The organism is Paenibacillus sp. B2(2019) (genome assembly GCF_008370385.1).
Taxonomy (GTDB): domain Bacteria; phylum Bacillota; class Bacilli; order Paenibacillales; family Paenibacillaceae; genus Paenibacillus_AQ.
In genome coordinates this window covers 25,392-46,810 of the sequence record NZ_VTZR01000003.1, presented here as the reverse complement: position 1 = coordinate 46,810, position 21,419 = coordinate 25,392, and the positions used below count along the sequence as shown (strand labels likewise).

Annotated in this window: 25 protein-coding genes and 2 riboswitches; of the genes, 7 read left to right on the top strand and 18 right to left on the bottom strand. The window is 45.9% G+C overall.

The genetic code is table 11. The features are described from left to right. Positions 1-6: 6 nt before the first annotated feature. Positions 7-423 carry a hypothetical protein gene (locus PAENI_RS05790; protein ID WP_076285918.1) on the bottom strand — a complete coding sequence of 139 codons (417 nt, stop codon included), beginning with the start codon at positions 421-423 and terminating at the stop codon, positions 7-9. Positions 424-613: 190 nt separating this feature from the next. After that, a riboswitch (cyclic di-AMP (ydaO/yuaA leader) is annotated at positions 614-803 on the bottom strand. Between the two features lie 420 nt (positions 804-1,223). Beyond that, positions 1,224-1,389, top strand: a riboswitch (cyclic di-AMP (ydaO/yuaA leader). Positions 1,390-1,522: 133 nt separating this feature from the next. Between PAENI_RS05790 and PAENI_RS05785 the strand changes: the two genes are divergently transcribed. The 3 genes from PAENI_RS05785 to PAENI_RS05775 all read left to right on the top strand — a co-directional run bounded on the left by PAENI_RS05785 (position 1,523) and on the right by PAENI_RS05775 (position 3,032). Next, the gene (locus PAENI_RS05785; RefSeq protein ID WP_149644626.1) at positions 1,523-2,014 is read left to right on the top strand and encodes a hypothetical protein; all 492 of its coding nucleotides are present in this window, start codon (positions 1,523-1,525) and stop codon (positions 2,012-2,014) included. Between the two features lie 16 nt (positions 2,015-2,030). Further along, entirely contained in the window at positions 2,031-2,540 is a 510-nt protein-coding gene (locus PAENI_RS05780) for a hypothetical protein (RefSeq protein ID WP_094877483.1), read from the top strand. Positions 2,541-2,672: 132 nt separating this feature from the next. After that, positions 2,673-3,032 carry a hypothetical protein gene (locus PAENI_RS05775; protein WP_223178908.1) on the top strand — a complete coding sequence of 120 codons (360 nt, stop codon included), beginning with the start codon at positions 2,673-2,675 and terminating at the stop codon, positions 3,030-3,032. 151 nt (positions 3,033-3,183) lie between these two features. On the opposite strand, the gene PAENI_RS05770 is transcribed toward PAENI_RS05775, so the two are convergent. From PAENI_RS05770 to PAENI_RS05710, 13 genes are all read right to left on the bottom strand, one after another. Further along, positions 3,184-3,375, bottom strand: coding sequence for a hypothetical protein (locus tag PAENI_RS05770; RefSeq protein ID WP_149644624.1), 192 nt, complete (start codon positions 3,373-3,375; stop codon positions 3,184-3,186). A 34-nt stretch (positions 3,376-3,409) separates the two neighbouring features. Next, entirely contained in the window at positions 3,410-4,699 is a 1,290-nt protein-coding gene (locus PAENI_RS05765) for an ABC transporter permease (protein WP_149644623.1), read from the bottom strand. Further along, positions 4,692-5,594 carry an ABC transporter ATP-binding protein gene (locus tag PAENI_RS05760; RefSeq protein WP_076285924.1) on the bottom strand — a complete coding sequence of 301 codons (903 nt, stop codon included), beginning with the start codon at positions 5,592-5,594 and terminating at the stop codon, positions 4,692-4,694. Before PAENI_RS05760 ends, PAENI_RS05765 begins: the two co-directional genes overlap by 8 nt. 4 nt (positions 5,595-5,598) lie before the next feature. After that, positions 5,599-6,456: an ATP-binding cassette domain-containing protein gene (locus tag PAENI_RS05755; protein ID WP_410477456.1), complete on the bottom strand. Its 858-nt coding sequence runs from the start codon at positions 6,454-6,456 to the stop codon at positions 5,599-5,601. Positions 6,457-6,548: 92 nt separating this feature from the next. Then, entirely contained in the window at positions 6,549-6,944 is a 396-nt protein-coding gene (locus PAENI_RS05750; RefSeq protein WP_076285926.1) for a GntR family transcriptional regulator, read from the bottom strand. A gap of 60 nt (positions 6,945-7,004) precedes the next feature. Further along, complete coding sequence (locus PAENI_RS05745) at positions 7,005-7,733, bottom strand: hypothetical protein (protein ID WP_076285927.1); 729 nt, start codon at positions 7,731-7,733, stop codon at positions 7,005-7,007. 910 nt (positions 7,734-8,643) lie between these two features. Continuing rightward, positions 8,644-9,108, bottom strand: coding sequence for a DUF420 domain-containing protein (locus tag PAENI_RS05740; protein ID WP_042123812.1), 465 nt, complete (start codon positions 9,106-9,108; stop codon positions 8,644-8,646). Positions 9,109-9,134: 26 nt separating this feature from the next. After that, on the bottom strand, positions 9,135-10,055 hold the full coding sequence (gene ctaG, locus PAENI_RS05735; RefSeq protein ID WP_149644621.1) for a cytochrome c oxidase assembly factor CtaG: 921 nt from the start codon (positions 10,053-10,055) through the stop codon (positions 9,135-9,137). Between the two features lie 80 nt (positions 10,056-10,135). Further along, positions 10,136-10,462 (bottom strand): cytochrome C oxidase subunit IV family protein, encoded by a 327-nt coding sequence (locus PAENI_RS05730; RefSeq protein ID WP_149644620.1) that lies wholly within the window; start codon positions 10,460-10,462, stop codon positions 10,136-10,138. Between the two features lie 5 nt (positions 10,463-10,467). Continuing rightward, positions 10,468-11,094: a cytochrome (ubi)quinol oxidase subunit III gene (locus PAENI_RS05725; protein WP_042184533.1), complete on the bottom strand. Its 627-nt coding sequence runs from the start codon at positions 11,092-11,094 to the stop codon at positions 10,468-10,470. Further along, on the bottom strand, positions 11,091-12,938 hold the full coding sequence (gene ctaD / locus PAENI_RS05720) for a cytochrome c oxidase subunit I (protein WP_149644684.1): 1,848 nt from the start codon (positions 12,936-12,938) through the stop codon (positions 11,091-11,093). Before ctaD ends, PAENI_RS05725 begins: the two co-directional genes overlap by 4 nt. Before the next feature lie 127 nt (positions 12,939-13,065). Then, positions 13,066-14,112: a cytochrome c oxidase subunit II gene (coxB, locus tag PAENI_RS05715; protein WP_149644619.1), complete on the bottom strand. Its 1,047-nt coding sequence runs from the start codon at positions 14,110-14,112 to the stop codon at positions 13,066-13,068. 398 nt (positions 14,113-14,510) lie between these two features. After that, on the bottom strand, positions 14,511-14,699 hold the full coding sequence (locus PAENI_RS05710) for a hypothetical protein (RefSeq protein WP_042123803.1): 189 nt from the start codon (positions 14,697-14,699) through the stop codon (positions 14,511-14,513). Positions 14,700-15,170: 471 nt separating this feature from the next. Between PAENI_RS05710 and PAENI_RS05705 the strand changes: the two genes are divergently transcribed. From PAENI_RS05705 to PAENI_RS05695, 3 genes are all read left to right on the top strand, one after another. Then, positions 15,171-16,187, top strand: a complete 1,017-nt coding sequence (locus tag PAENI_RS05705) for a serine hydrolase domain-containing protein (protein ID WP_149644618.1) — start codon at positions 15,171-15,173, stop codon at positions 16,185-16,187. Between the two features lie 92 nt (positions 16,188-16,279). Next, positions 16,280-16,618: a DUF4870 domain-containing protein gene (locus PAENI_RS05700; protein WP_060626766.1), complete on the top strand. Its 339-nt coding sequence runs from the start codon at positions 16,280-16,282 to the stop codon at positions 16,616-16,618. 111 nt (positions 16,619-16,729) lie between these two features. After that, the gene (locus PAENI_RS05695) at positions 16,730-17,686 is read left to right on the top strand and encodes a diacylglycerol/lipid kinase family protein (RefSeq protein ID WP_149644617.1); all 957 of its coding nucleotides are present in this window, start codon (positions 16,730-16,732) and stop codon (positions 17,684-17,686) included. Between the two features lie 120 nt (positions 17,687-17,806). Here the strand turns inward: PAENI_RS05695 and PAENI_RS05690 are convergent, their stop codons facing one another. The 4 genes from PAENI_RS05690 to PAENI_RS05675 are packed head-to-tail and all read right to left on the bottom strand — an operon-like array spanning position 17,807 to position 20,276. Next, positions 17,807-18,385: a xanthine phosphoribosyltransferase gene (locus tag PAENI_RS05690; RefSeq protein ID WP_149644616.1), complete on the bottom strand. Its 579-nt coding sequence runs from the start codon at positions 18,383-18,385 to the stop codon at positions 17,807-17,809. A gap of 42 nt (positions 18,386-18,427) precedes the next feature. Continuing rightward, the gene (locus tag PAENI_RS05685; RefSeq protein ID WP_042184527.1) at positions 18,428-18,730 is read right to left on the bottom strand and encodes a hypothetical protein; all 303 of its coding nucleotides are present in this window, start codon (positions 18,728-18,730) and stop codon (positions 18,428-18,430) included. A gap of 22 nt (positions 18,731-18,752) precedes the next feature. Further along, positions 18,753-19,571, bottom strand: coding sequence for a TrmB family transcriptional regulator (locus tag PAENI_RS05680; RefSeq protein ID WP_042184525.1), 819 nt, complete (start codon positions 19,569-19,571; stop codon positions 18,753-18,755). A 33-nt stretch (positions 19,572-19,604) separates the two neighbouring features. Further along, positions 19,605-20,276 (bottom strand): zinc ribbon domain-containing protein, encoded by a 672-nt coding sequence (locus tag PAENI_RS05675; RefSeq protein WP_262495515.1) that lies wholly within the window; start codon positions 20,274-20,276, stop codon positions 19,605-19,607. A 415-nt stretch (positions 20,277-20,691) separates the two neighbouring features. On the opposite strand from PAENI_RS05675, the gene PAENI_RS05670 reads away from it, so the two are divergent. Beyond that, positions 20,692-21,366, top strand: a complete 675-nt coding sequence (locus PAENI_RS05670) for a GTP pyrophosphokinase (protein WP_042193221.1) — start codon at positions 20,692-20,694, stop codon at positions 21,364-21,366. Positions 21,367-21,419: the final 53 nt, after the last annotated feature.

Here is a 21,419-nt window from a genome sequence, read left to right as displayed (position 1 = left end):
CTTCTTTTATCCTTGATGAGGTGATTTATCGATTAGAAAATCAGCATCACCACTGTGAGAATAGATTACATAACTTGCACCAAGTCTTTTATAGACCAATCTAGGATTTATTGAGCTTGTGATTACAAAAATCGGCTGTGTCGTCCAGGTGCGGCACATCTGAATGTAGCGGCAGCATAACGTAAAGCTGCTCTCGAACAGATATACCCGTCCTACCGGGAACGGCGGGCGAAACCAAGTATTCTGATGGCGGGTATCAACTAGAACGACTTGTTCAATCCCCATCTCTTCGAGTAGGGCCTTCTCAGGCAAGTTGTTGGTCAATCCGGCCATCTTAATGCCTCTGAATTTTAGAAGCTTAATAAAATGTTCGCCTGCCTTCGTTGGCGCACATACCAGTACATATTCATTCTGATCTGTCATCTCTTATTCTCCTCAAATGCTTTGCTTGTAAGATCAGAGCTTGATCACCCTGATCTTGAAAGAAAAGCTACCGCTAATGATGAATATAACGACCTCTTCGTGAGGTTTTCCATAAATGCTTTGCTTAAAAAAGCACAGCAAAAAGCCACAAAGGATTCTCCTCTGTGGCTCGCTAGCGGTCACATTGCACTCATCCTCTCTCCATACGCTTACGAGGTTAGCTGTCGGATTCGGGCGGTGAGAGTCGCCCTACCTGTATAGATGCGAGCTCACTCGCACCTTCTACAGGATTCACCCCATAACCGGCTTCCGACTCTCACATCGTCTGCCGATTGTTGGTTCCCCCGCTTTCCTTATCGGAAATTAAGCGGATCAAATATTCGATTGTTGTTGAAACAGGAGTAATCATACCCTTATGCAGGAAGAATTGTAAAACCTGATTGATGCCAAAATAATGCAAATTAAAAACTATTTTCGTATTGGATAGCGCTTACTTGATATCCAATCTCTCTATATCTCTTGTTTACTCGAGTTTTAATCCATTAGCGAAAAGCGGGCATACCATGTGATTTTATTCACCACAAATGTAGAAATCTCAAAAAATCGCCTTTATAGGTAAGAAAACAAGAAGTCGAGATTAAGCGAGGAAGAAGCCCGATAACTCGCAATAAATACCTATTTGGTTCCCTTTTCCGTCGTAGTAGGCAGGATTTGGTTTAAATCGCGCTCAAAAGAACACTTTCTGTTTTTACAGAAACACCTTGAAAAGAGTATGATTCGGGTTGAATCTATTTCACAAAATACATTCAACGCTGAGTTCCTGTATTTGCAGGGAACGGGGGAACCATCAGGCCACATGGCCTACTTGGGGTGAATCCGAAGGAGACTGTCCAAGTCTCACATAGGTAGGGCGACTCTCACCGTCCGAATCCGACAGCTAACCTCGTAAGCGTAAAGAGAGAGACCCTTGATCCGCCACGCTTTGGCACAGGTGTGTGTATACCTGTATTCCAAAACCGCAGCAGAGGTCCTCCTCTTGCTGCGGTTTTTGCGTTACCTGAATCTATAGGGTGATAGCATGCTGGACGGGGTGAAAGGAATGAAACACTATTATTGGGGAACTCAGCAAGGGCTACTTGAGCCGATAAGTCTAAATTATGTTTGCTTTGGAGCGTTGTGGTTCGAAGAGGATCATCACAGAACTATTGTCGGCTATGCTTTTGGTCAGAAGCAGATTGAATCACTTCGCCATTTCAGCAGCCCATCTACCTGTGAATACTGTATGGACCGAACAATTATATACGAAATATATAAAAGTATCCGAGAAAAGCAACAGCTGCAGGATTGGTCAGCACACCAACGTTTTCCGTGGCTCACCGCTTTTAAGGAACCGTGGAAAGATGTTGCTGTCGGTTGGTACGTAATGAGATCCCGCAGCACCTTCCCCTTACATTTATCCGTTATACGCAAACAGAAATTCGGACTATGGCTGGAGCATGCCGCAGTCTGTGAGAATGAAGCTGAAATGCTCGCCTGTATAGAGAAGGCTAACGTCATTCACCATGTAGATCTTAAGCTTTTGGAAACCTAAGGAGGAGAAACCTGTCATGGACCAGCGAAGACTATCTCGCATAGAAGTATTCGTCTTTGATTCACCTGAACCTATTCACTATGGAATGGAGGCTGATCAAGGCAGCCGTTATGGCATCCTGAAACTTACTTGTAAAGGAGGTAGCAGCTGGGGGGCATGTCTTATCTCTGCCAATACCAAAACTTTCGATCTTATTAAATGGAGTTCTTTTCTCAGAATGATATACCATTGCCGGCTAGAGGAAGCGATAGATAAAGTACGTACCCATGGTTCAGAGTGGGATCAGACTCAGTTTGAGCTAGTGCAAGGTGCTTTACAGGATTTAAAAGCCAAGCTGCAGGGTAAATCCTTGGCAGGGCACATTGAGCAAGGTCGTCTGTACAGAGCTGTCGCTGGTGGGAGAGATTCCAAAGGAGGGCGGCTATATTATAAACCATCCAGTGTTGCGCTTCAAAAACATAGTTATCCAGAACCTGATACCGCCGAGCTTATCAACAAATCCATTTCTTACTTTTCTATATTATAGGTTCATCCCATAAACAATTCTGAAAGGATCGTGTTTATCATGCCTGACCCCTTACCTGCCGAATCCCCCCGTAGAACTATATTTGCAGAGTGTGTTCAAAAGTGTACGAATGATATCTATATGCTCAGTTCCATGTTGTTACAACAATCAGCAGAAGCCGAGAAGATTACTATCCGTACTTTTAAAGAGCTTCATAAAATATTCTGTCAAAAAAGCTTCGACAGCCAGCTATTCTCTATCGAAGCTTACCGCTCTTGTATCCGACAATGCGCCGATTATTACGCACGCCGGTCCCTTCTGTCTGCCAAGGCATTGCCTTGGGAGGAACAACTTATAAAAACGATGTGGTATGGCCTAAAGCTATCTTTACCTCAAATAAGCATCATCCTGCAAAAGAGTGTTCCTGTGCTAAAAGCGCTGCTTAGGCGTGTGCGGGAGCAACTGACTGCTCAAGAGGATTTGCTGCCTAGTGGTAATCTATCCGTTGTCTAATCCCTCAAAAGGAAACGACATTTGAGTGTACGGAGGATATATTGGACTCAGGAGCCCTGGAGTCCGCAACTATCTTCCAAATAACTTTTACGATATGTACACAAAAAAGAAAAAGCCACGGCATCTGCCGCGGCTTCCTTATTTCCTACTATTACGCTTTACTCTTACGAGCCTTTCCGTACATCCACAATCCCGCAATCATCCCCACCATGGCAATCCCAGTCATTACACCCTGAGTGAAATCCATTAAAGTGGACCCATTGATCGAGAGCATTCTACTAACCGTAGCCAGAGATACCGAACTCATTAAAAGCATCATATTGTATTGTTCACTTTTAGTCATGATTACCACTCCTTAAAAGTTCATATGAAGCCACTTAGATCTTGTAAGCCTTCATCGCTTTTCTGATCTCTTTAATACTTGGACGTTTGCCGTACATCAATACGCCTGTGCGATAGATCTTGGCAGCCAACCAGCCAAAGATGAACGTGGTAACAAGCAGGATGGCTAATGATACAATAACTTGCCAGATCGCTACTTCACCAACACCAATTCGGAGCAGCATGGTCAATGGAGAGGTGAAAGGCACATAACTCGCTACCTTAACCAGCAGAGTATCCGCATTAGAGATACTGAACAGTGGAACATAGAATGCTACGAAGCCTAACATCATAATCGGCATAACCGCTTGGCCAAGATCCTCTGTACGGCTGACAATCGAACCTACAGCTGCATACATCAAGGCATAGAGGAAATAACCTAGTACATAAAGAACAATTCCATAAAGCAACAAGTTAATATTAAGCTGGCCTAAATCCAGGTCTAAATCTTTCAAAATCGTTGCATTATGCGGAAGCTTAAGATTGACAACTACCGCTGCGATAATGACGCCAATTTGTAATAGTCCTACTAAGAAGACACCGATAACTTTACCGAACATTTGCGCTAAAGGTGAGGCACTTGTAATCAGAATCTCCATGATCCGCGAGCTCTTCTCTGAAGTAATCTCAGCTGCGATCATATTACCGGTCATCATGATAGACATGAAGAACAGCATAAGCATGGCGTATACAATGACGTAATTAATAGGTGGAGCGGATTCCTGCGACGCATCTTTATCTCCCGCAGTCCCATCAGGGTTGAGCTGCTGAGTAGCTATCTGTACCGGTGTTGACATAGCAGCAATCTGCTCCTGCGTCAGCTTGTCGCCAACGATGAACTGGGTGTTGGCCTGCTGAAGGGCATTTTGGAGATAGATTTGCACATCGCCCTTCAATTCACCATTTTCACTATGATAAGTAACGGGTGGAAGTCCTTCGCCAGTAGGTTCTGCAAAAGTAACGTACCCCTCTACAGTCCCTTCATCTAAAGCTTTCTTTAGCTCCGCATCGTCGGCAGAAGTATATTGCACAACTTTTGCCTGCGGCATTCCTTCAGGTGAAGTATATGCCTTCAACAACTCTGCAGCCTGATTTCTCTCTTCCGCGATCACAGCAATTTGAGTCTCTGCGTTTGTTTTAGAATCACCCTTAAACTGATCGATGATGTACGGAAGATTCATCCCAATGCTGAGCAGCAACACTAGAATTAATGTAGTAATCATGAATGATTTCGTTCTTACTTTATTTTTAAAGGTAAAGCCAATAATTGTCCCCATCTTATTCATGAGATTCACCCACCGCTCTGATAAAGATTTGATTTAATGTTGGTTCCTTAATTTCAAAATGCTCCACTTCACCCTGTGCCATCGCCTGCTGTAGGATACGTTGTGCTGCGCCGATCTCACTGATGGACAACAGATAACCTCGCTCCTGTCGCTGTACTGCTGTTACACCTGCAATTGATTCTAGACCGGTCACTTCGTTATCCGTACGCAACAATACTTGTTCACGAGGATACCCACTCTTAATCGTACGAATATCGCCCTGCACGACAGTATTGGAACGATCCAAAATCGTAATATTACGGCAAAGCTCTTCAACATGCTCCATCCGGTGAGTAGAGAATAAGATACTCGTTCCTTGATCACGTAATTCTTTTACCGTATCTTTCAGTAGTTCCACGTTAACAGGGTCCAAGCCACTGAAGGCTTCATCAAGGATGAGAATTTGCGGCTTATGAACGACTGCGGCGATAAAGCCCATTTTCTGCTGATTCCCTTTGGAGAGCTCTTCAATCTTCTTATTGTAATAATCCGGAACCTCAAACCGATCGAGCCAGTAGCGAAGGCTCTTATCTGCATCACTAGCCGACATCCCGCGCAGACGTGCCAAGTAGACGATTTGATCGCTTACCTTTACCTTTGGATATAATCCTCTTTCTTCGGGTAGATAGCCCATGGTTTGCTGAAGTTCGCTGTTATACGGCTTTCCATTATACAAAATATTCCCGCCATCAGGGTAAATTAGGCCAAGCACCATGCGCATTGTGGTTGTTTTTCCTGCACCATTTGCCCCCAGTAATCCGTAAATTTCCCCCTTGCCTACCGTTAGGTTAATTCCGTTTACAGCGGTTTTTTCTCCATATTGCTTCATTACACTTTCCAGCTTTAAGGCTTCCATTTCTCTAGTCCCCTCTCTTGTGATCAATCAGGATAGGACGGTGTCCCTGTGTCCATAAACCCAATATTTCGTCCAATTCTAAACTGCGACTCTTGATAACCTTTACGCCCAAGTCCTGAATGCGTTTCTCGTTCTTAGAAAATTGTTCTATGATAAAAGAAGCTACACCCGGTGTATCCATGGTAAAGTTAATACCTCCCGGTAATTCCGCTGATAACTCAGCAAGCTCCTCTTCACCTGCAACCTGTACCCATACCTCGGTCCAAGTACCGAATAAACTGTCTTTCTCGGCCATACCCAGCAGTTCACCTCTATGCATAAGCACGATATAATCTGCCAACCGCCGCACCTCTTCCACAATGTGTGTGGAGATGATGATCGTAGCGTTGTTCTCATCCATATATTTAAGAAGCGTCTCGATCATAATCTTCCAGGCAAAGGGATCAAGACCTGATGAAGGTTCATCCAATAGCAGCAGACTTGGGCGTGACGCAAGTGCTGCGGCAATTTCGAATTTCCGACGCTCACCCTTTGACATCTTAGAAAGCCTCATATGATATGGAACCTCAAAGCGATCCATTAGATCCTGAAAATACGACTCATCCCAGTTCGGATACCAATGCTGTCGAAATTGAGCTGCCTCTTCTGCATTCCAGTGGTTCTCCTCAGTAATCGACGTCTCAGGAACATAGGCAATGGTCTGCCGCAGCTCCAGAGGCAACCCGCTATTATACCTGTTCTCAAACCAATATATCTCGCCTTCCTCTGGATTGGTCAGCTGCATCAGTAGATTCAGTAGCGTGCTTTTGCCAGATCCATTCTGACCTACCAGGGCTGTAATATATCCTTTAGGCAGATTCATGGTCAGCGGTCCTATCGTCTTGTTTCGCCGTTGTTTAAGTACATTCCGCAATTCTATAGCCATCTGTACCATATGAGCATGCGCCCCCCCTTTCATTCCTTTGCTCTATACTTGCGTTCTACAATCTCCATAAAAATCTGCTCAAGTTCATCCTTGCTGCAATGTATCGATCGGCCGATATCCACAGCACTTTCAAGTGCTTTGCCTACCGTGTCCCGTTTGTATTCTTCCATTGCTCCGTCGCCTACATGGGATACAAAGGTACCTGTTCCTTGTCTCGTTCGCAGCAAACCTTCATTCTCCAGATCCTGATATACGCGCCGCACTGTAATTACACTGCATTTCAGATCTCCTGCGAACTCACGAATCGAGGGCAGTAGCGTACCTTCTGTAATGACTCCGCTAATGATTAAGGATCTAAGCTGAGTCTCTATCTGATGATAGAGGGGCTCTGCACTATTTTCGTTGATTTGTACCGGTATCCACATTATTTACACCTCGCCTTCCACTCTAGCGTGCTAGAGCGCAGTCCTTGCCATTCCGATTTTTTATACGAGATTGCGACTCTTCAGCCGATGTATAGTCCATTTAGAGAATAACTGCACAGATATTGTCCCCAGCAGAAGTGACCCCCACATGATCGGAGATAACAGCCCCCACTCCTTGGAATAGGAGATACTGTATAAAAACAAATTGCCTCCCCCAAGTGTAACTAGGAATGATATTCCCCACGATAACACTACGATAAGCAATGTTAGCCATAGATAAGCTTTGCCGCTAAAAAGATACTCAATAAAAATATATAGACCTGAGACCATGAATCCGAAGCCGAGCCATGTAATGGCAAAAGCTATATACGAGGGAACCGCCAGCTCTGTCCGGAAATTTTCCCCTAACAAGTAAACAATACCGAAGAATAACGTACCATTTAGAATAAAGGAGCCTACCCCCTGAAGTTTTCTCCGCGATAGTATTACTGCAGCTGGAATCGGTAAGGTTCTTAAGTAAACCAACATTTTTGTGTAAGAGTCTTCACTCCAATATTTCATGGAACGGCGAGAGAATGTTAATCCCAATAAGGGTATAAAGGAGAGAAATAAGAAATCTGTTATCATCGTCCGATCCTGCTCACCTAGTACGTCATTTGCTACCAGGCTAGTCATTCCACCAAGATAACACATAAAAATAACTGTTATTACGAGGGTCCCTAATATCTTTAATTTGTCTCCGCGAAAATCAGAGCGCAACATAAACCATGAATCTTTTAATGTTCTCATTAAAACTAACCTCGCTTTACAATGTCTTCAGCGTCTAGCAGAAGCAGGTGTTCATATCCCTGTGCTTACTGTATATATCTATATACACAGTATATGTCCTTAATTTACCATTGTCAATCCTGTAAATGGAAAACATTCAAGTTGATTAGGAGGTATGCGCTCCCCCCTTTGGAGAAGGCTTTGCACGTATGGGAAACTGATCATTATTGGGATTAACTGATCAGAGGATTAAACATAACTTATGGAGAGGTTGAATGTGAGCGAAGGACGCGGAGTGAGGACAGCCTCATTGTTGCTTCGTCAATGGGTTGTAGGTGTAGGGCCAGATGTTGTGGGGTGATTGAAGGGCGGGAGTGACTCCTCGGTGGTTGTGACCACTAATGGATGCGACCGCTCAATCGATGCGAAGGCTCGACGGGTGCTACTGCGAGTGGATGTGATCGCTCGGTGGGTGTAACTGCTAGTAGAATCAACAATTAGGGAAAACCTCCCTCTAATTACTTGGATTTAGCCTGAAATCATCGTTTTTAGGGAATTCCTCCCTATAAATTCACCCATTTCTACGTTTTAGAGCTTAAACGGTTAAAATACAGGGAGAAATTCCCTAATTATCGTTTTTCGAGCTCAAAACTTATCTTTTTCAGGGAGGTTTTCCCTAAAAATAAGTAAATAGAATGCTTCACATCACGCACTGTTCAGATCACAAGTGATTTCACAGTACAATTTCAAGATTTCAGCACTCCCCCAACTCCATAAACTAAAATAAGCCCACCATCCATCATCCCTATTTAGGAACGAGCAGATGCACAGGCTTATTTCATTACTATTCACACAAATTCACGTACGATTCGCACGCATATTCACATGCTCTTTTCACATGCCAATCACAAGCTCTATTCACGCAACTATCTTACGCGCCCAAAATAACTTCCCACACTGGCTTGGTGTGTCCACCTGGATACAGAACATAAAGCAGCACATACACCATAACGCCAGTAATCGCAGTAATGAACCAGATTATAGATGTCACTCTGCCCCACTTACGGTGCTTGGAGTACTTCGCCTTAAATCCAAGAGTTAACGTAGTAAGTCCGAATACCGCAGCTACCGTTGCCAGCACGATATGGAAGATCAGAAACACTTGATAAATCGTCTGAAGTTCATCCGGTCCGCCCCATGAGGTGTTTCCCACGAACAACGTTCTAGATACATAAACAATAAAAAACAGGAGCGCAGCGATTGCGGCAGCAATCATCGTCTTCTTGTGCGCCTCGCGTTTGCCCTTAATGATGAGCCACCAGCCAATAGCTACGAGCACCGCACTGAGCACGATGAACGATGTGCTAATAGTTGGAAACACCGTAAAAATATCCATGATTCTCCTCCTTGGCAGTCTACCAGTTATGCACGGGTCAAGGTGCTCTCCTCGAGTGCTGAGGAAGGCGTCGATAATTCATCGCCCTCTTGTCCGTTCTCTTTTTTATACCAATGATAGAACACATAAGCAAGCATAGAGGCAAAAATAAATTCCTGAATGAACTTCATCGCGATACCTCCCACCTGCTGATCCACTTTTGGTGACAACAATGAAAAGAACGCAGGACCCCCAAAATTCTGAAGTAAGGCAGAAGGATCACCCGATATACAATAGCCCATGGCAAGTGCCCAAGTCTCCGGATCACTGTAAGTAGCATAGAGCGGTTGATCTGCAAAAATAATCAGTCCGCAGGCTGGTGTCAGCAATACCATGTTTAGAAAAATAAACCCAATCTTGCCCAGTCCACTCGCCATTCGGCGCTCCGGTAGCGGATTGATCAATGTCCACCACATTAAGGCAGCTGTTAAAAATAAAACAATATAGTAGATTCTGTGAACGGTAAAATGTAGCATTACATAATCATGGATAACAGGAATATGGTACAAGGAAAATAGTCCATTAAACAGTAAGGCAGCTACCACCGGTCGAGCTAAAAAAGACAACCGACGAAATGGATTTACTCTCAATATGCTGCGCCAGATAAAATCCGGAATCCCCAGCATAATCAGCGGCACCGCCACTAGGTATGATAAGGCCATACTCACCATGTGGAAGGAAAACATCATATGTCCTAATAGACTAACAGGACCGCCTTGTGCCACATAAAGCGCAAGCATTCCGCACACAAATAGTGCTCTTCGCCAGAACGGAACCGGAACTGAATCGGCATAACGTCCAGCAATCGGACCAATCCAAACGAAATAACCCGCCGTCAGCAGCAGCATAACCGCCAAAAAAAGCGGGCTCCATAGTTCTGCAAAGCTAAAATATTGTAATCCCAGCATAACCCTAACCCCCTAACGCAGGATCTATCGAAACATCAAAAAGAGGGGGCATCTCAGCCCACCTCTTTCTTTATTGTCCGTTAATTCCACCAAACCCAGTACAGCGACATAATAATACAGGTACCGGCGGCAAAAAAACCACCCAGCATGAAGATAATCGGTATTAAATGTCCTTTATCTTTCAGGTGCATCCAGAAGCCCATCTGTACAATGACCTGAATGACTGCCATCACCAGTAGTAGAATAATCGCAAAGGTGGCATTCACACCTCCAGCCGCAACAGTAGCGAAAGCAATTAAGGTCAAGACAATGGACAGTATAAAGACAACAATATGCCTCTGTGGCCCTTCATGCCGATGACGATGTTTATACCCGTCGTTCTCTGGCAGATGCTGATCTTTCGTCATAGTGTCTAGCCCACCTTTCCAAGTAGGTATACAACCGTAAAGATGAAGACCCATACCACATCAATAAAATGCCAGTACATGGCTGACACATACACTTTTGGTGCAGTAACTACGGTTAATCCTTTACGCATGAGTTGCCCAATCAGGATGGCGATCCATGCAATCCCGAAAGCTACGTGCGCACCGTGGAATCCTACTAAGGTATAGAATGCCGAACTAAATGCACTTGTAGTCATTCCGAAGTCTTCGTGTCTCACATATTGAGTAAACTCATAGATCTCCAGAATCAGGAAGCCAAGCCCTAAGGCTACAGTTACCAAAAGCCAGTTACGAAGCACTGCCGGACGGTTCCTATGCATCGCTTGGATAGCGAATACACTCGTCAGACTGCTTACCAAAAGAATGAATGTTGCAGCAGCTACAAGCGGTAAGTGAAACAATTCATTCGCCGATGGCCCCTCATTCGTCTGATTACGCAATGCGAGGAACGTAGCGAACAACGTGCCGAACAATACCGCTTCCCCACCTAGAAACAACCAAAAGGCAAGAACCTTGTTTCGTCCTTCGAGCGTAGCTTTTTCCGGCTCGTGAGGAAATTCTTCCTTAGAAGCTTCTGCATGTGCCGTTGTCATGTCCGCTCACTTCCTTCCAGCTCTTCAGGTTCAATATGCCATCCATGATCATCATACAGCGAACGCAACAGCATAGATCCAAACGTAATGATAAGACCGATGGCTGTAACGATATAATTATTAAACATAAAGCTCATAAAGGCGTTGCCGAAGTCATCCCGACTGAACATGAAGCCAAGTCCAGCGATGAAAATCCCAACAGACATAGTGAACGGCAATATGGTCGCAGACGGCATATGAATCGAACCGACGGGTTCAGCCGGAGTCATGCCTTTATTTCCTGCCATCTTTTCTTTCCAGAATGCATCAATTCCACGGATAAGCGGGGTTTGCTTGAAATTATATTCTGGCGGTGGCGAAGAAATCGTCCATTCTAGTGTACGTCCATCCTCCCACGGATCATCAGCTGCATCCATTGGCTTTCTTGAAGTTAGGAAGACATTGACTAAGAAAATAATCGTACCGACAGCCATCAGCCCAGCACCAATTGTACTGACTAAATTCAGCAAATCGAATTGCTGATTCGGCAAATACGTGAATACCCGACGTTGCATCCCCATGAGTCCAAGGAAATGTTGTACAAAGAATGTCAGATGGAATCCGATGATAAACGTCCAGAAGGTCCATTTGCCCAACTTCTCACTTAGCATCCGTCCAAACATCTTCGGCCACCAGTAATGCAGACCTGCAAACAGGCCAAGCACCAAGCCGCCCACAATAACGTAGTGAAAATGCGCTACAACAAAATACGTATCATGGAACTGAAAGTCAGCAGGCGCAGAAGCCAGCATGACGCCAGTGACGCCACCCATCGTAAAGGTAGGAATGAATCCTGCCGCGAACAGGTTCGGTGTCGTGAAGCGCACTTGCCCGCCCCACATCGTGAACAACCAGTTAAAAATCTTGATTCCTGTCGGAACCGCAATCAACATCGTAGATACAGAGAACAACGCGTTAGCTACCGGCCCAAGTCCGGTAGTGAACATATGGTGAGCCCAAACCATGAAGCCCAGGAAGGCAATCAGGATGGTAGCGAACACCATTGAGCTATACCCGAACAGTCGCTTCCGTGAAAAAGTCGGGATAACCTCCGATATAATTCCGAAGGCAGGCAGAATGAGGATATATACTTCTGGATGACCAAATATCCAGAAGATATGTTGCCAGAGCACCGGGTTACCCCCAGCCCCAACCTCGAAGAAATTGGCTCCAAGTATCCGGTCGAATGTCAGCAGTACTAGACCTACTGTAACTGCCGGAAATGCAAACAAAATAATTGCGGAAGTAATAAATGTAGTCCAAGCAAACATCGGCATCCGCATGTAGGTCATTCCCGGCGCGCGCATCGTAATGATCGTGGCTAGAAAGTTAATCCCCCCGATGAGGGTCCCTAATCCGGCAATTTGAAGACCAATCGTATAAAAGTCTACACCGTGTGTAGTGCTGTATGTACTCGTAGATAGTGGGGTGTAGGCGGTCCATCCGGCATCAGGAGCACCACCCATTATCCAGCTGAGATTCAGTAGAATTCCGCCGAACAGGAAGGTCCAGAAGCCAAGTGCATTTAGAAAAGGAAAGGCTACGTCACGTGCACCGATCTGTAGCGGTATGACGGCATTCATTAAGGCGAAGATGATTGGCATGACGCCGAGGAATATCATCGTCGTACCATGCATGGTAATAAGTTCATTAAACGTTTGGGCATCCAAAAAATTATTCATTGGTTTGATGAGTTGCCAGCGAATCAGAAGTGCTTCAATTCCGCCGATACCAAAAAATAATCCTCCGGCCCATAGGTACAAAATTGCGATTTTTTTATGATCGACGGTTGTTAGCCAATCCATAAGTCCTGTATGGCGCTTCACACTGTGGCCATGCCCCAGAGGCTTGGATGAATTCAAGGTATGCGCTGCTTGAGCCAAAGTTCGTACCCCCTTTTTCGAAAGTTCCGCCCGCCTTTAGGCTAAGGCATTAGTCCAGCTTATAGTTGGCCAGATACTCAGCAATGCCATCAATCTCCGCATCACTTAGGCCTAGATCTTTGGGGTTAGGCATCAGATTGCCCGGTTTTACGGATTGTGGATCATGCAGCCATGTTTTGAGATTCTCCTCAATTGGTGCACCATCTTCCCTCGTGTCGTCGTTGAGCAGGATCCCTGCAATCGACTCCCGAGAACCAATTCCAGTCAAGTTCGGCGCATTATTAATCCCTTGATCACCTACAGCGTGGCAAGTCAGACACGCCGCTTTGAACTTCTCAGCTAAAGCAGGATCCTCTGGCAGCACAGCTACGGGTGCTTTCATCGAATCTATCCACTTCTGAAAGTCTTGTTCACTAACCGATTTCACCTTAAATTCCATGAATCCATGTGACGGCCCGCATAGCTCCGCACATTTGCCACGGTAAACGCCTTCATTAGGTGCACTGAAGCTGAAACGGTTAATCGTTCCGGCTGGGTTGGTGTCGATTTTACCGGAAAGGGAAGGGACCCAGAAGGAGTGCAGCACGTCTTTAGTTTCCAGTTCAAAGGCAATATCCTTGCCCACCGGAATAATCAGATCCTGCGCTGTAGTCACCTTGTAATCGGTATACTCAAACTCCCACCAATATTGGTGGCCGGTTACTTTAACCTTAATCGCATCCTTGTCATTGGCATGATCATCTCCTGCGGCGAACACTGCTTTCACCGTTGGAACTGCCAGTACCACTACGAGGATAAGCGGAATGACCGTCCAGAGAATCTCAAGCTTGATGCTACCCTCAACCTGCTCAGGGATTTCATTCTGACCCGGCTTTCGACGGAAACGGATCAGTACATAAGCTGCAATCGTAAAGACAATCAGCAACACGACGATCATAATACTGATCGACAGCTCCATTAATCCGTAAGACATTTCCGCCTGAGGCCCTTGTGGTCTGAGCGCTGACAAGTCCTCACGGCCGCACCCGGCAAGAAAGAGACCAAACATAGCGGTCATGGGAAGGAGTCGCTTTACAGCCTGCCACGTTTTCATCATTGATCTACCCCGCTTTTCCCGATTTCGTAGGTTCCTGTTTTTTTCTGTCAATTATAACAATCACTATTAATATAAGTTTAAGGGAAAGTTTTGTCAATCGTTCACAACTAGTTCACATTGTAATTTTCGACATAAAAATTCCTTGTCCCACCTGCATTTATGCGCATTTTTTGAAAACGCAATCAAATAAAAAATGATCATTAAAGCGCATTCATTGTGAAATGTGTCTATTAATTCATTTGACTATTCTATGAGAAACAATATTTCTTATTCATAAATGTACATACAAAAAAAACCGATTCCTGCAACAAACGCTGCTCGGGCACGGTTTATAAGAATCCTCGTGGATGTTATTACTCAAAATGATGTCAAAAGTAAGTGACACTCGTATCTGTTAGCTAGGAGACGGATGAATTCATCTTTACCAGCTCATGCTCCACGACCATGGTCAGTTCTTCTTCATAGCCTCCGGTAATCCGATATTTTCGGACGTACTCCTTTACGAATTTCTTGGGATCTTTGGGCCGGAAAATGCGTGTCATTTCCCGTAAACTTTCCTTGACTTCGTTATGACCTTTACTTGCCATGATTCAGTTCCCTCCCAAAACATTGAAAATGAATGCTCCGTTGTAGAGAATGCATGATGAAAAGTACGCCGTAACCTCGAATGCAAGTGAAGTAACCATTACACATACGTGGCTTGCATTATCCGCCAAAACGTAAAATTCAAAGCTTCAAAGCCTTGAGATACTGGTTCGCCGGTGAAGCAGGTTCGTCGTGATTTGGGCTGAGAGTAAGGACGCCTGTTGAACGAAAGCTCCTTGACACTTTTATTACCCGAAGAGCCACTTACTGAATCACCCCTTTCGGGCCTTATCGTTATATTGTATCATATTCCGGTCCAACTTCCACCTTTCCTTGTAAAATGTGCTAATTGGAAAATTTTTATTTTTTTACAATGTTCTTCGTAAGTCATATTGCTCGTGTCGGGTTAAAATACAATATGCTCTATAGCAGGCCACACCTAGCACATACCACAGCAAGAAAAGGAGATCATTATGGGCCAACCTACACCATTACTGACTTCATCTTATAACGTAGTTCCCGCGATGACTACCGCGCTACCCGAGGAAACTGCAACGCGCCGTGAGGGTCTTGAACAAGCTGATTATGCTATTCAGAAAGAATATCCAAAGATGCATAGTATGCTTATTGCTCGCCATGGCAAGCTCATCTTTGAACGTTATTACGGCAACCATCATGCCGGGGCATTAAATGATCTTCGATCTGCGACTAAAAGCTTTATCAGCGCAATTATCGGAATTGCTATCGATCGGGGAGATATCCCTGATATCGATGTCTCGGTTTCCAAGGTACTTCGTAAACATGTTCCATACCTGCACTCCCCTCATTTATCAAAAATCACTCTCCGTCATCTGCTTACCATGACTTCCGGATTTAGCTGGATCACGGGCAAGAAGCTGGGGGAGCCTTTCGTCCGGAATCTCCATCGTAGTCGCCGCTGGGGTTCCTTTGCTCTTAGTATGAACATAATTCCGGAACATATCGGTCAATTTCAATACCGTAGTATCGACACCCATCTGATTTCGATGATCCTTAGTGAATCTACAGGTCTCGATGCATTCACCTATGCTGCTGAGCATTTATTTAGCCCTCTCCGAATGACTCACACGGCTTGGTTACCGAGTCCCGAAGGACATAGTATGGGACATATTGGTTTGTACTTAAACTCAAGAGATATGGCAAAATTTGGTATGTGTCTGCTTAATAAAGGCGTATTTGCGAAGCAGCAGATCATTCCGAAGCATTGGCTGCAAGAAGCACTAACTGTACAGACTACGGGATACCCGGCTTTTGGAGATTACGGATATCAGTTCTGGGTGGGTACGATGAGCGGCCAACCCTACAAGCTTGCCCACGGTCATGGCGGACAGCAAATCCTTATCCTACCCAATTTAGATGCGGTTGTGGTCTTTACAGCAGAGAGTAAGACAAACAATTGGAAGAGCCCCCGCAAGCTGTTGGAAAAGTATATTATACCCACAATGAGCTAAACATACTTTTTCCTGACAAGTCATAGGCTTTTAAGGAAGAAGGAGTAGCGAACTAACCCCCTTCTTCTCCAAGTAGAAGGAGAGTGAGCCCTTTGTCCCCTTTCAAATCATCCACCGGATTACCCGATAATATTGCGGGCGCGCTGTGCTATTTTTTCCCTTTTATCGGCGGCGTGGTCTTTCTCGCTCTGGAGAAACGCAACCGCTTCGTGCTGTTCCACGCGTTGCAATCACTGCTTACGTTCGGCGTGCTGATGATTCTCCATGTCCTAACCGGATTTATCCCTTTTCTCGGTTCTCTGTTGAGTGCAATCCTTTCTCTTTGCAGCTTTGCTATATGGCTGCTTATGATCTATCAAGCTTTAAGCAGCAGATGGTATAAGCTCCCTTGGGTTGGGGATATCGCAGAAAGTCAGATTCGGCATCTATAAACACCGCTGAACTAACACCTCTTATCGCTGAAAAGTATTCCCTTTTGCCCATCCACTCCTTACAATGGAAAGACGGGCATCAACGGAATTCTACAGGCTGGAGGAATTTAAATGTATCTATTCATCATAAACCCGCGTTCCGGCGGGGGCGCAGGCGGGCGGACCTGGCATACTGTAGAGGCGATCATGAAAGAGCGGATGCTGCCATATATGACCTTGTTTACGCATAGCGCAGAGGGTGCAGAAGCCCTCGTTCTAAATACAATTAAACACCGTGAGGACTGGAAAGCCGCGATTGTAATCGGCGGCGATGGCACGCTGCACAGCATTTTGGGTGCCCTTCGTGGCAAAGATATTCCTATGGCAATCATCCCTGCCGGCTCCGGTAACGACTCCGCACGCGGCTTCGCCATTCCCCTTTCGACTGAAGCCGCGCTGGAAGCTGCACTTAGCGAACGGTATATCGAAGCCGATCTGATCTCAGGCGCAAACGGACTGACTTTAACAGCCGTTGCCAACGGCTTCGATGCTCAGGTGGCCGAGAATGTGAATGCCAGCCGTTACAAACGGCTGTGCAATGCCATTGGCGCAGGCCAACTGGCTTATATCATCGGCATATTGCATACGCTGATGACGTTTAAGCCATGCCGGGTGAGTGTTGCGTGCGACGGGACGGAGCACGTCTTTGAGAAGGCATGGCTGGTCTCGGTCTGCAACCTGCCCAGCTACGGCGGCGGGCTCTTGATCTGCCCGCAGGCGAAGGCCGATGACGGCCAGCTCGACGTCTGCGTCGTGCACGGGTGCAGCCGCGGGCAGCTGCTGCGGCTGTTCCCAACGGTACTGAAGGGCAAGCATGTAGCGTTGCCCTTCGTGTCGATGCTGCGTGGACGTAGCGTAGCCGTCAACTTCGCAGAGGCCCGGCCGGCGATCGGCGATGGCGAGAGCTTCGGCAAAGGGCCGCTTGCCGTACGCTGCGAGCCAGGGACGCTGCGGGTGCTCTCGCCGCTGGCGGCGGTTGGCGCACAGCGCCCCGCCGATGCTGCAGCGGCATGCGGTGGCAACGGGTAAGCCATACCCGTGCATATCACAAACAAAAAACAGCAAGAGACAGGCTTCCAAACCTGTCTCTTGCTGTTTTAATGTTAACTTCGTCCTAATCTTCAGGAAAGAGTCTCAGCCAAGCTGCTCTTACTCTTCATCCACAAAAGAAATGTTTCCATCCTCCAGTGAAGCGATCCGCACAAGTGATTCTACCCGGTATCCAGCTTCCTGCAGCAGCCGATTCCCCGGCTGGAACGCTTTTTCTATCACAATACCAATCCCAACTACACTTCCCCCTGCTTGCTCAACAATTCGAGCAAGTCCGAAGGCGGCTTCGCCATTTGCCAAGAAATCATCGACAATTAGAACCCGCTCTCCCGGAGCAATGAACTTCTTAGAAACGGTGATCTCATTCGTTTCTTTCTTCGTGAAGGAGTACACCTTCTCTACATAAATATCCTCTGTCAGCGTCAACGATTTCTGCTTACGTGCAAAAATCAGCGGAACCTCCAGCTCTAATGCCGTCATAATCCCCGGAGCAATTCCCGAAGATTCAATCGTCAGTACCTTCGTAATCTCTTCGCCGGAAAAACGGCGGGTAAACTCACGGCCAACCTCACGCATTAGAAAGGGGTCCATCTGATGATTCAGAAAAGAATCTACCTTGAGCACGCCTTGCCCGAGTACAATACCTTCTTTTAACACCTTTTGTCTCAACAGCTCCATTGTGCTCCTCCTTCTCCCATCAATGAATCCTTTCTCCCCACTTTATAGACCTGTCGGTTTTTGTGGTAATAAATTTCCAACGATAGATTTTAAGTTATGATCATCTTTGCTCTTTTCTTGCCCGTTATCATAACCCGTAATTCGAATCTCCACGAAATCGCCCGGATTTACCGGTTTAAAGATCAATTTCTCGCGGTCTTCCAGTCTCACGTTAAATTTCATGTCCTTGAACATTTCAACTAGCTCTGCTTCTCCGGGACTTGCTCCTTTATCCAGAAACAGCAGTCCACGCAATTTTTTAGGACCATCCTCATGCACCACTTCAAAATGTACGATACATTCCATGCTTTTCACCTCCCTGTAATAGCTACTGCGCCTGTTCTTCCCCATCATCGCCTGGATCATGCATCACATATTTGCTGTGAATTTTGCTGTAACGCTCACCATAACGTTCTTCTAATTCTGCGCCCATATCCTGCTCCAGCTCGAACAGCACCATTTCCTGTGCAAAATGATTCAATAGCAGATCTACTAACACCGGGTGCTCGGTTACAACCGCTTGCGCCGATCCATCTTCATAGCGCATCCCGAGCATACACCAGCTCCGATCGATCACGAATGAGAACTTCCGTCCATCTGTTCGCTGAGAATCTCTTCCGAGAGGCGGCCATACCGGATAGGCGGCAGGAGCAGCATTGCCACCATCAAACGCCCACAAGAGTCTAACGCCACGCAACTCCGCCTGTTCAAGTTCACTCCGTAGAAGTGACGCTTCCTCACGCCACATATCCACTACGATCTCTTGCTCAGCCATATTAAGTTGGCGAATAAGAGCGCCCAATACATTGCGGTCACCTTCCACATTATAAAACGAAGGGCTAACAGGTCCACCGCGAGGCATCTCACTTTCCATATAAGCCAGTGAAGCTTGAACCCGTCCCGAGATCATGGTCGCAAGCTCCTCTGGATTGAGAACACTGTACCGCGCAGGTTCTCCTTCGCCACATCGTACATATCCCTGCTGCGTAAGGCGTTGTAACGCCGCATACACATTCGATCTTGAAACTCCGAGCTGTTTGGCAACCTCATAGCCAGAAGCCTGACCTTTTGTCGCAAGCTCTACCATAATTTTGGACTCCATCTCTGTGAAGCCCAGATTGCGCAGATGCAGCAGCAGCTGTTCCATCTTGTTGTCCCCCTAAGCTGACTGAAATCCGTTCTATATTTGCTCTGACCCACATCGCGGGCACCATAAGGAGCCCTTAGGTAATTCGTTCCGACAGATTTGGCACTGGATCATATCTCGTACACCATGGTCCTCAGTGACCGCAGATTCCTCCTGGTGCTCATTCTTGTGCCATTCGCCGAAGCGACGGTCTAGTTCAAGTTGTCTTTTTCTTTCCCGTTCCAGCTGCTCGGCTTGTTTACGTTCCCGCTCAATCTCTTGCTCGCTCGCCTTATATTCTTCAAGTGGCAGCTCATCATCCGGATGCTGAACTTCAGCATATACAACACTCTGCGGGTGCAGCTTCATTGCAATTTCCTTCTCTTCATCCGTAAGCTCATCTGCACCATAATATTGATCTTCGTCATCTTCATTCACAGATTGAACAAATACCGGTGTAGAAGGCACCCTTCTCGAAGCGGACAATGGCTCCAGCTTACTTCCGCATTTCGGACAAAAGTTTGCATCAAGCGCCACAATATGACCACATGAACATAACCGCTCGTTTTTCAGCTCAGCAATTCGTGTCCGCAGGACTTCGATTTTTTCCTGAAGTTTGGAACAGTTACGGGACAGCTCCACCATTTTACCTTCAGCTACCGACATATCCTTTGAACGATATCCTTCATAAAAAAGTCTGCCCATTTTCGTAAATTCAACTTCCATCTCTTGTTCAACATCGGAAATAAGTCCGTTCAGCTTGCCGATCTCTACTGAGTTTTGGGCTTTTTCGGTAACCCGGCTCGCGCTATCTTTAATTTTTTGATAAAACTCATTACAGTTCCTCCCTCTCCAGCGATACGTGTTTCTATCATACCAAATGTATCGAGTAGATTCATTAATGTGCTTTAATACGCGATTTAGAGGAGAATGTTCCTATAAAATCCATACTAATTGATTTAAGCCACTTCCCCCTTACACTTATGGGTTATATTTCCTAATTTTGAATGTAATTTTGCGTCAGGGGTTCTACATCGGTTAAAATAGAATTATCACAAATAACGAAATCGGGAGAGTTTCAGTGGAAGAACATGAGAGCACACAGCTTACGCTTAGTCAGCTACAGGTACACGTAAAGGATCTGCAACAGTGGCAAGGTAACAGCAACGAGGATTTCGCCAAACTGGTTAACGAATTCGAAGCCTTACCGGCACTCTATCGCCACGCGTTAAATGATCTTCAGAATAAAATTGATGTAATCAAGACGGAATGGCAATCCCGCGACGGCTTCAGTCCCATCGAACATGTCAAATGCCGGATCAAAGAACCAAAGAGCATTCTTCAAAAGATGGAGCGCAAAGGCTACGGTTTCAGCTTGGAAAATATGGAGCAATACATTCACGATATTGCCGGAATGCGGATTGTATGTGCCTTCGTTAAAGATATATACCGTTTAGTAGATCATCTTAGTACACGCGAAGACATCCGCGTGCTTGAGATTAAAGATTATATAGCTCATCCTAAACCAAACGGATATCAAAGCCTTCATCTTATAGTCGGTATCCCACTCGTCCTGCTGGAAGGAACACGCTGGGTCAAGGCTGAGATCCAGCTGCGCACCCTAGCTATGGACTTTTGGGCAAGCATGGAACATATTCTGTATTATAAATTCGATAAGCAGTTGCCTTCGCATGTCGCTGAGGAACTGAAAGAAGCCGCGCGCGCCGCTGATGAACTAGATCAAAAAATGCTTCGTCTTCGCCGCGAAATTCTAGAGCTTTCAGAAGGAGAATTGCCCCCTGCTGGTCAGCATTAGAATAACTAACCAGAAACTCTGTTAGATAGTTAGGCAAAACAAGAGGCTGTTTC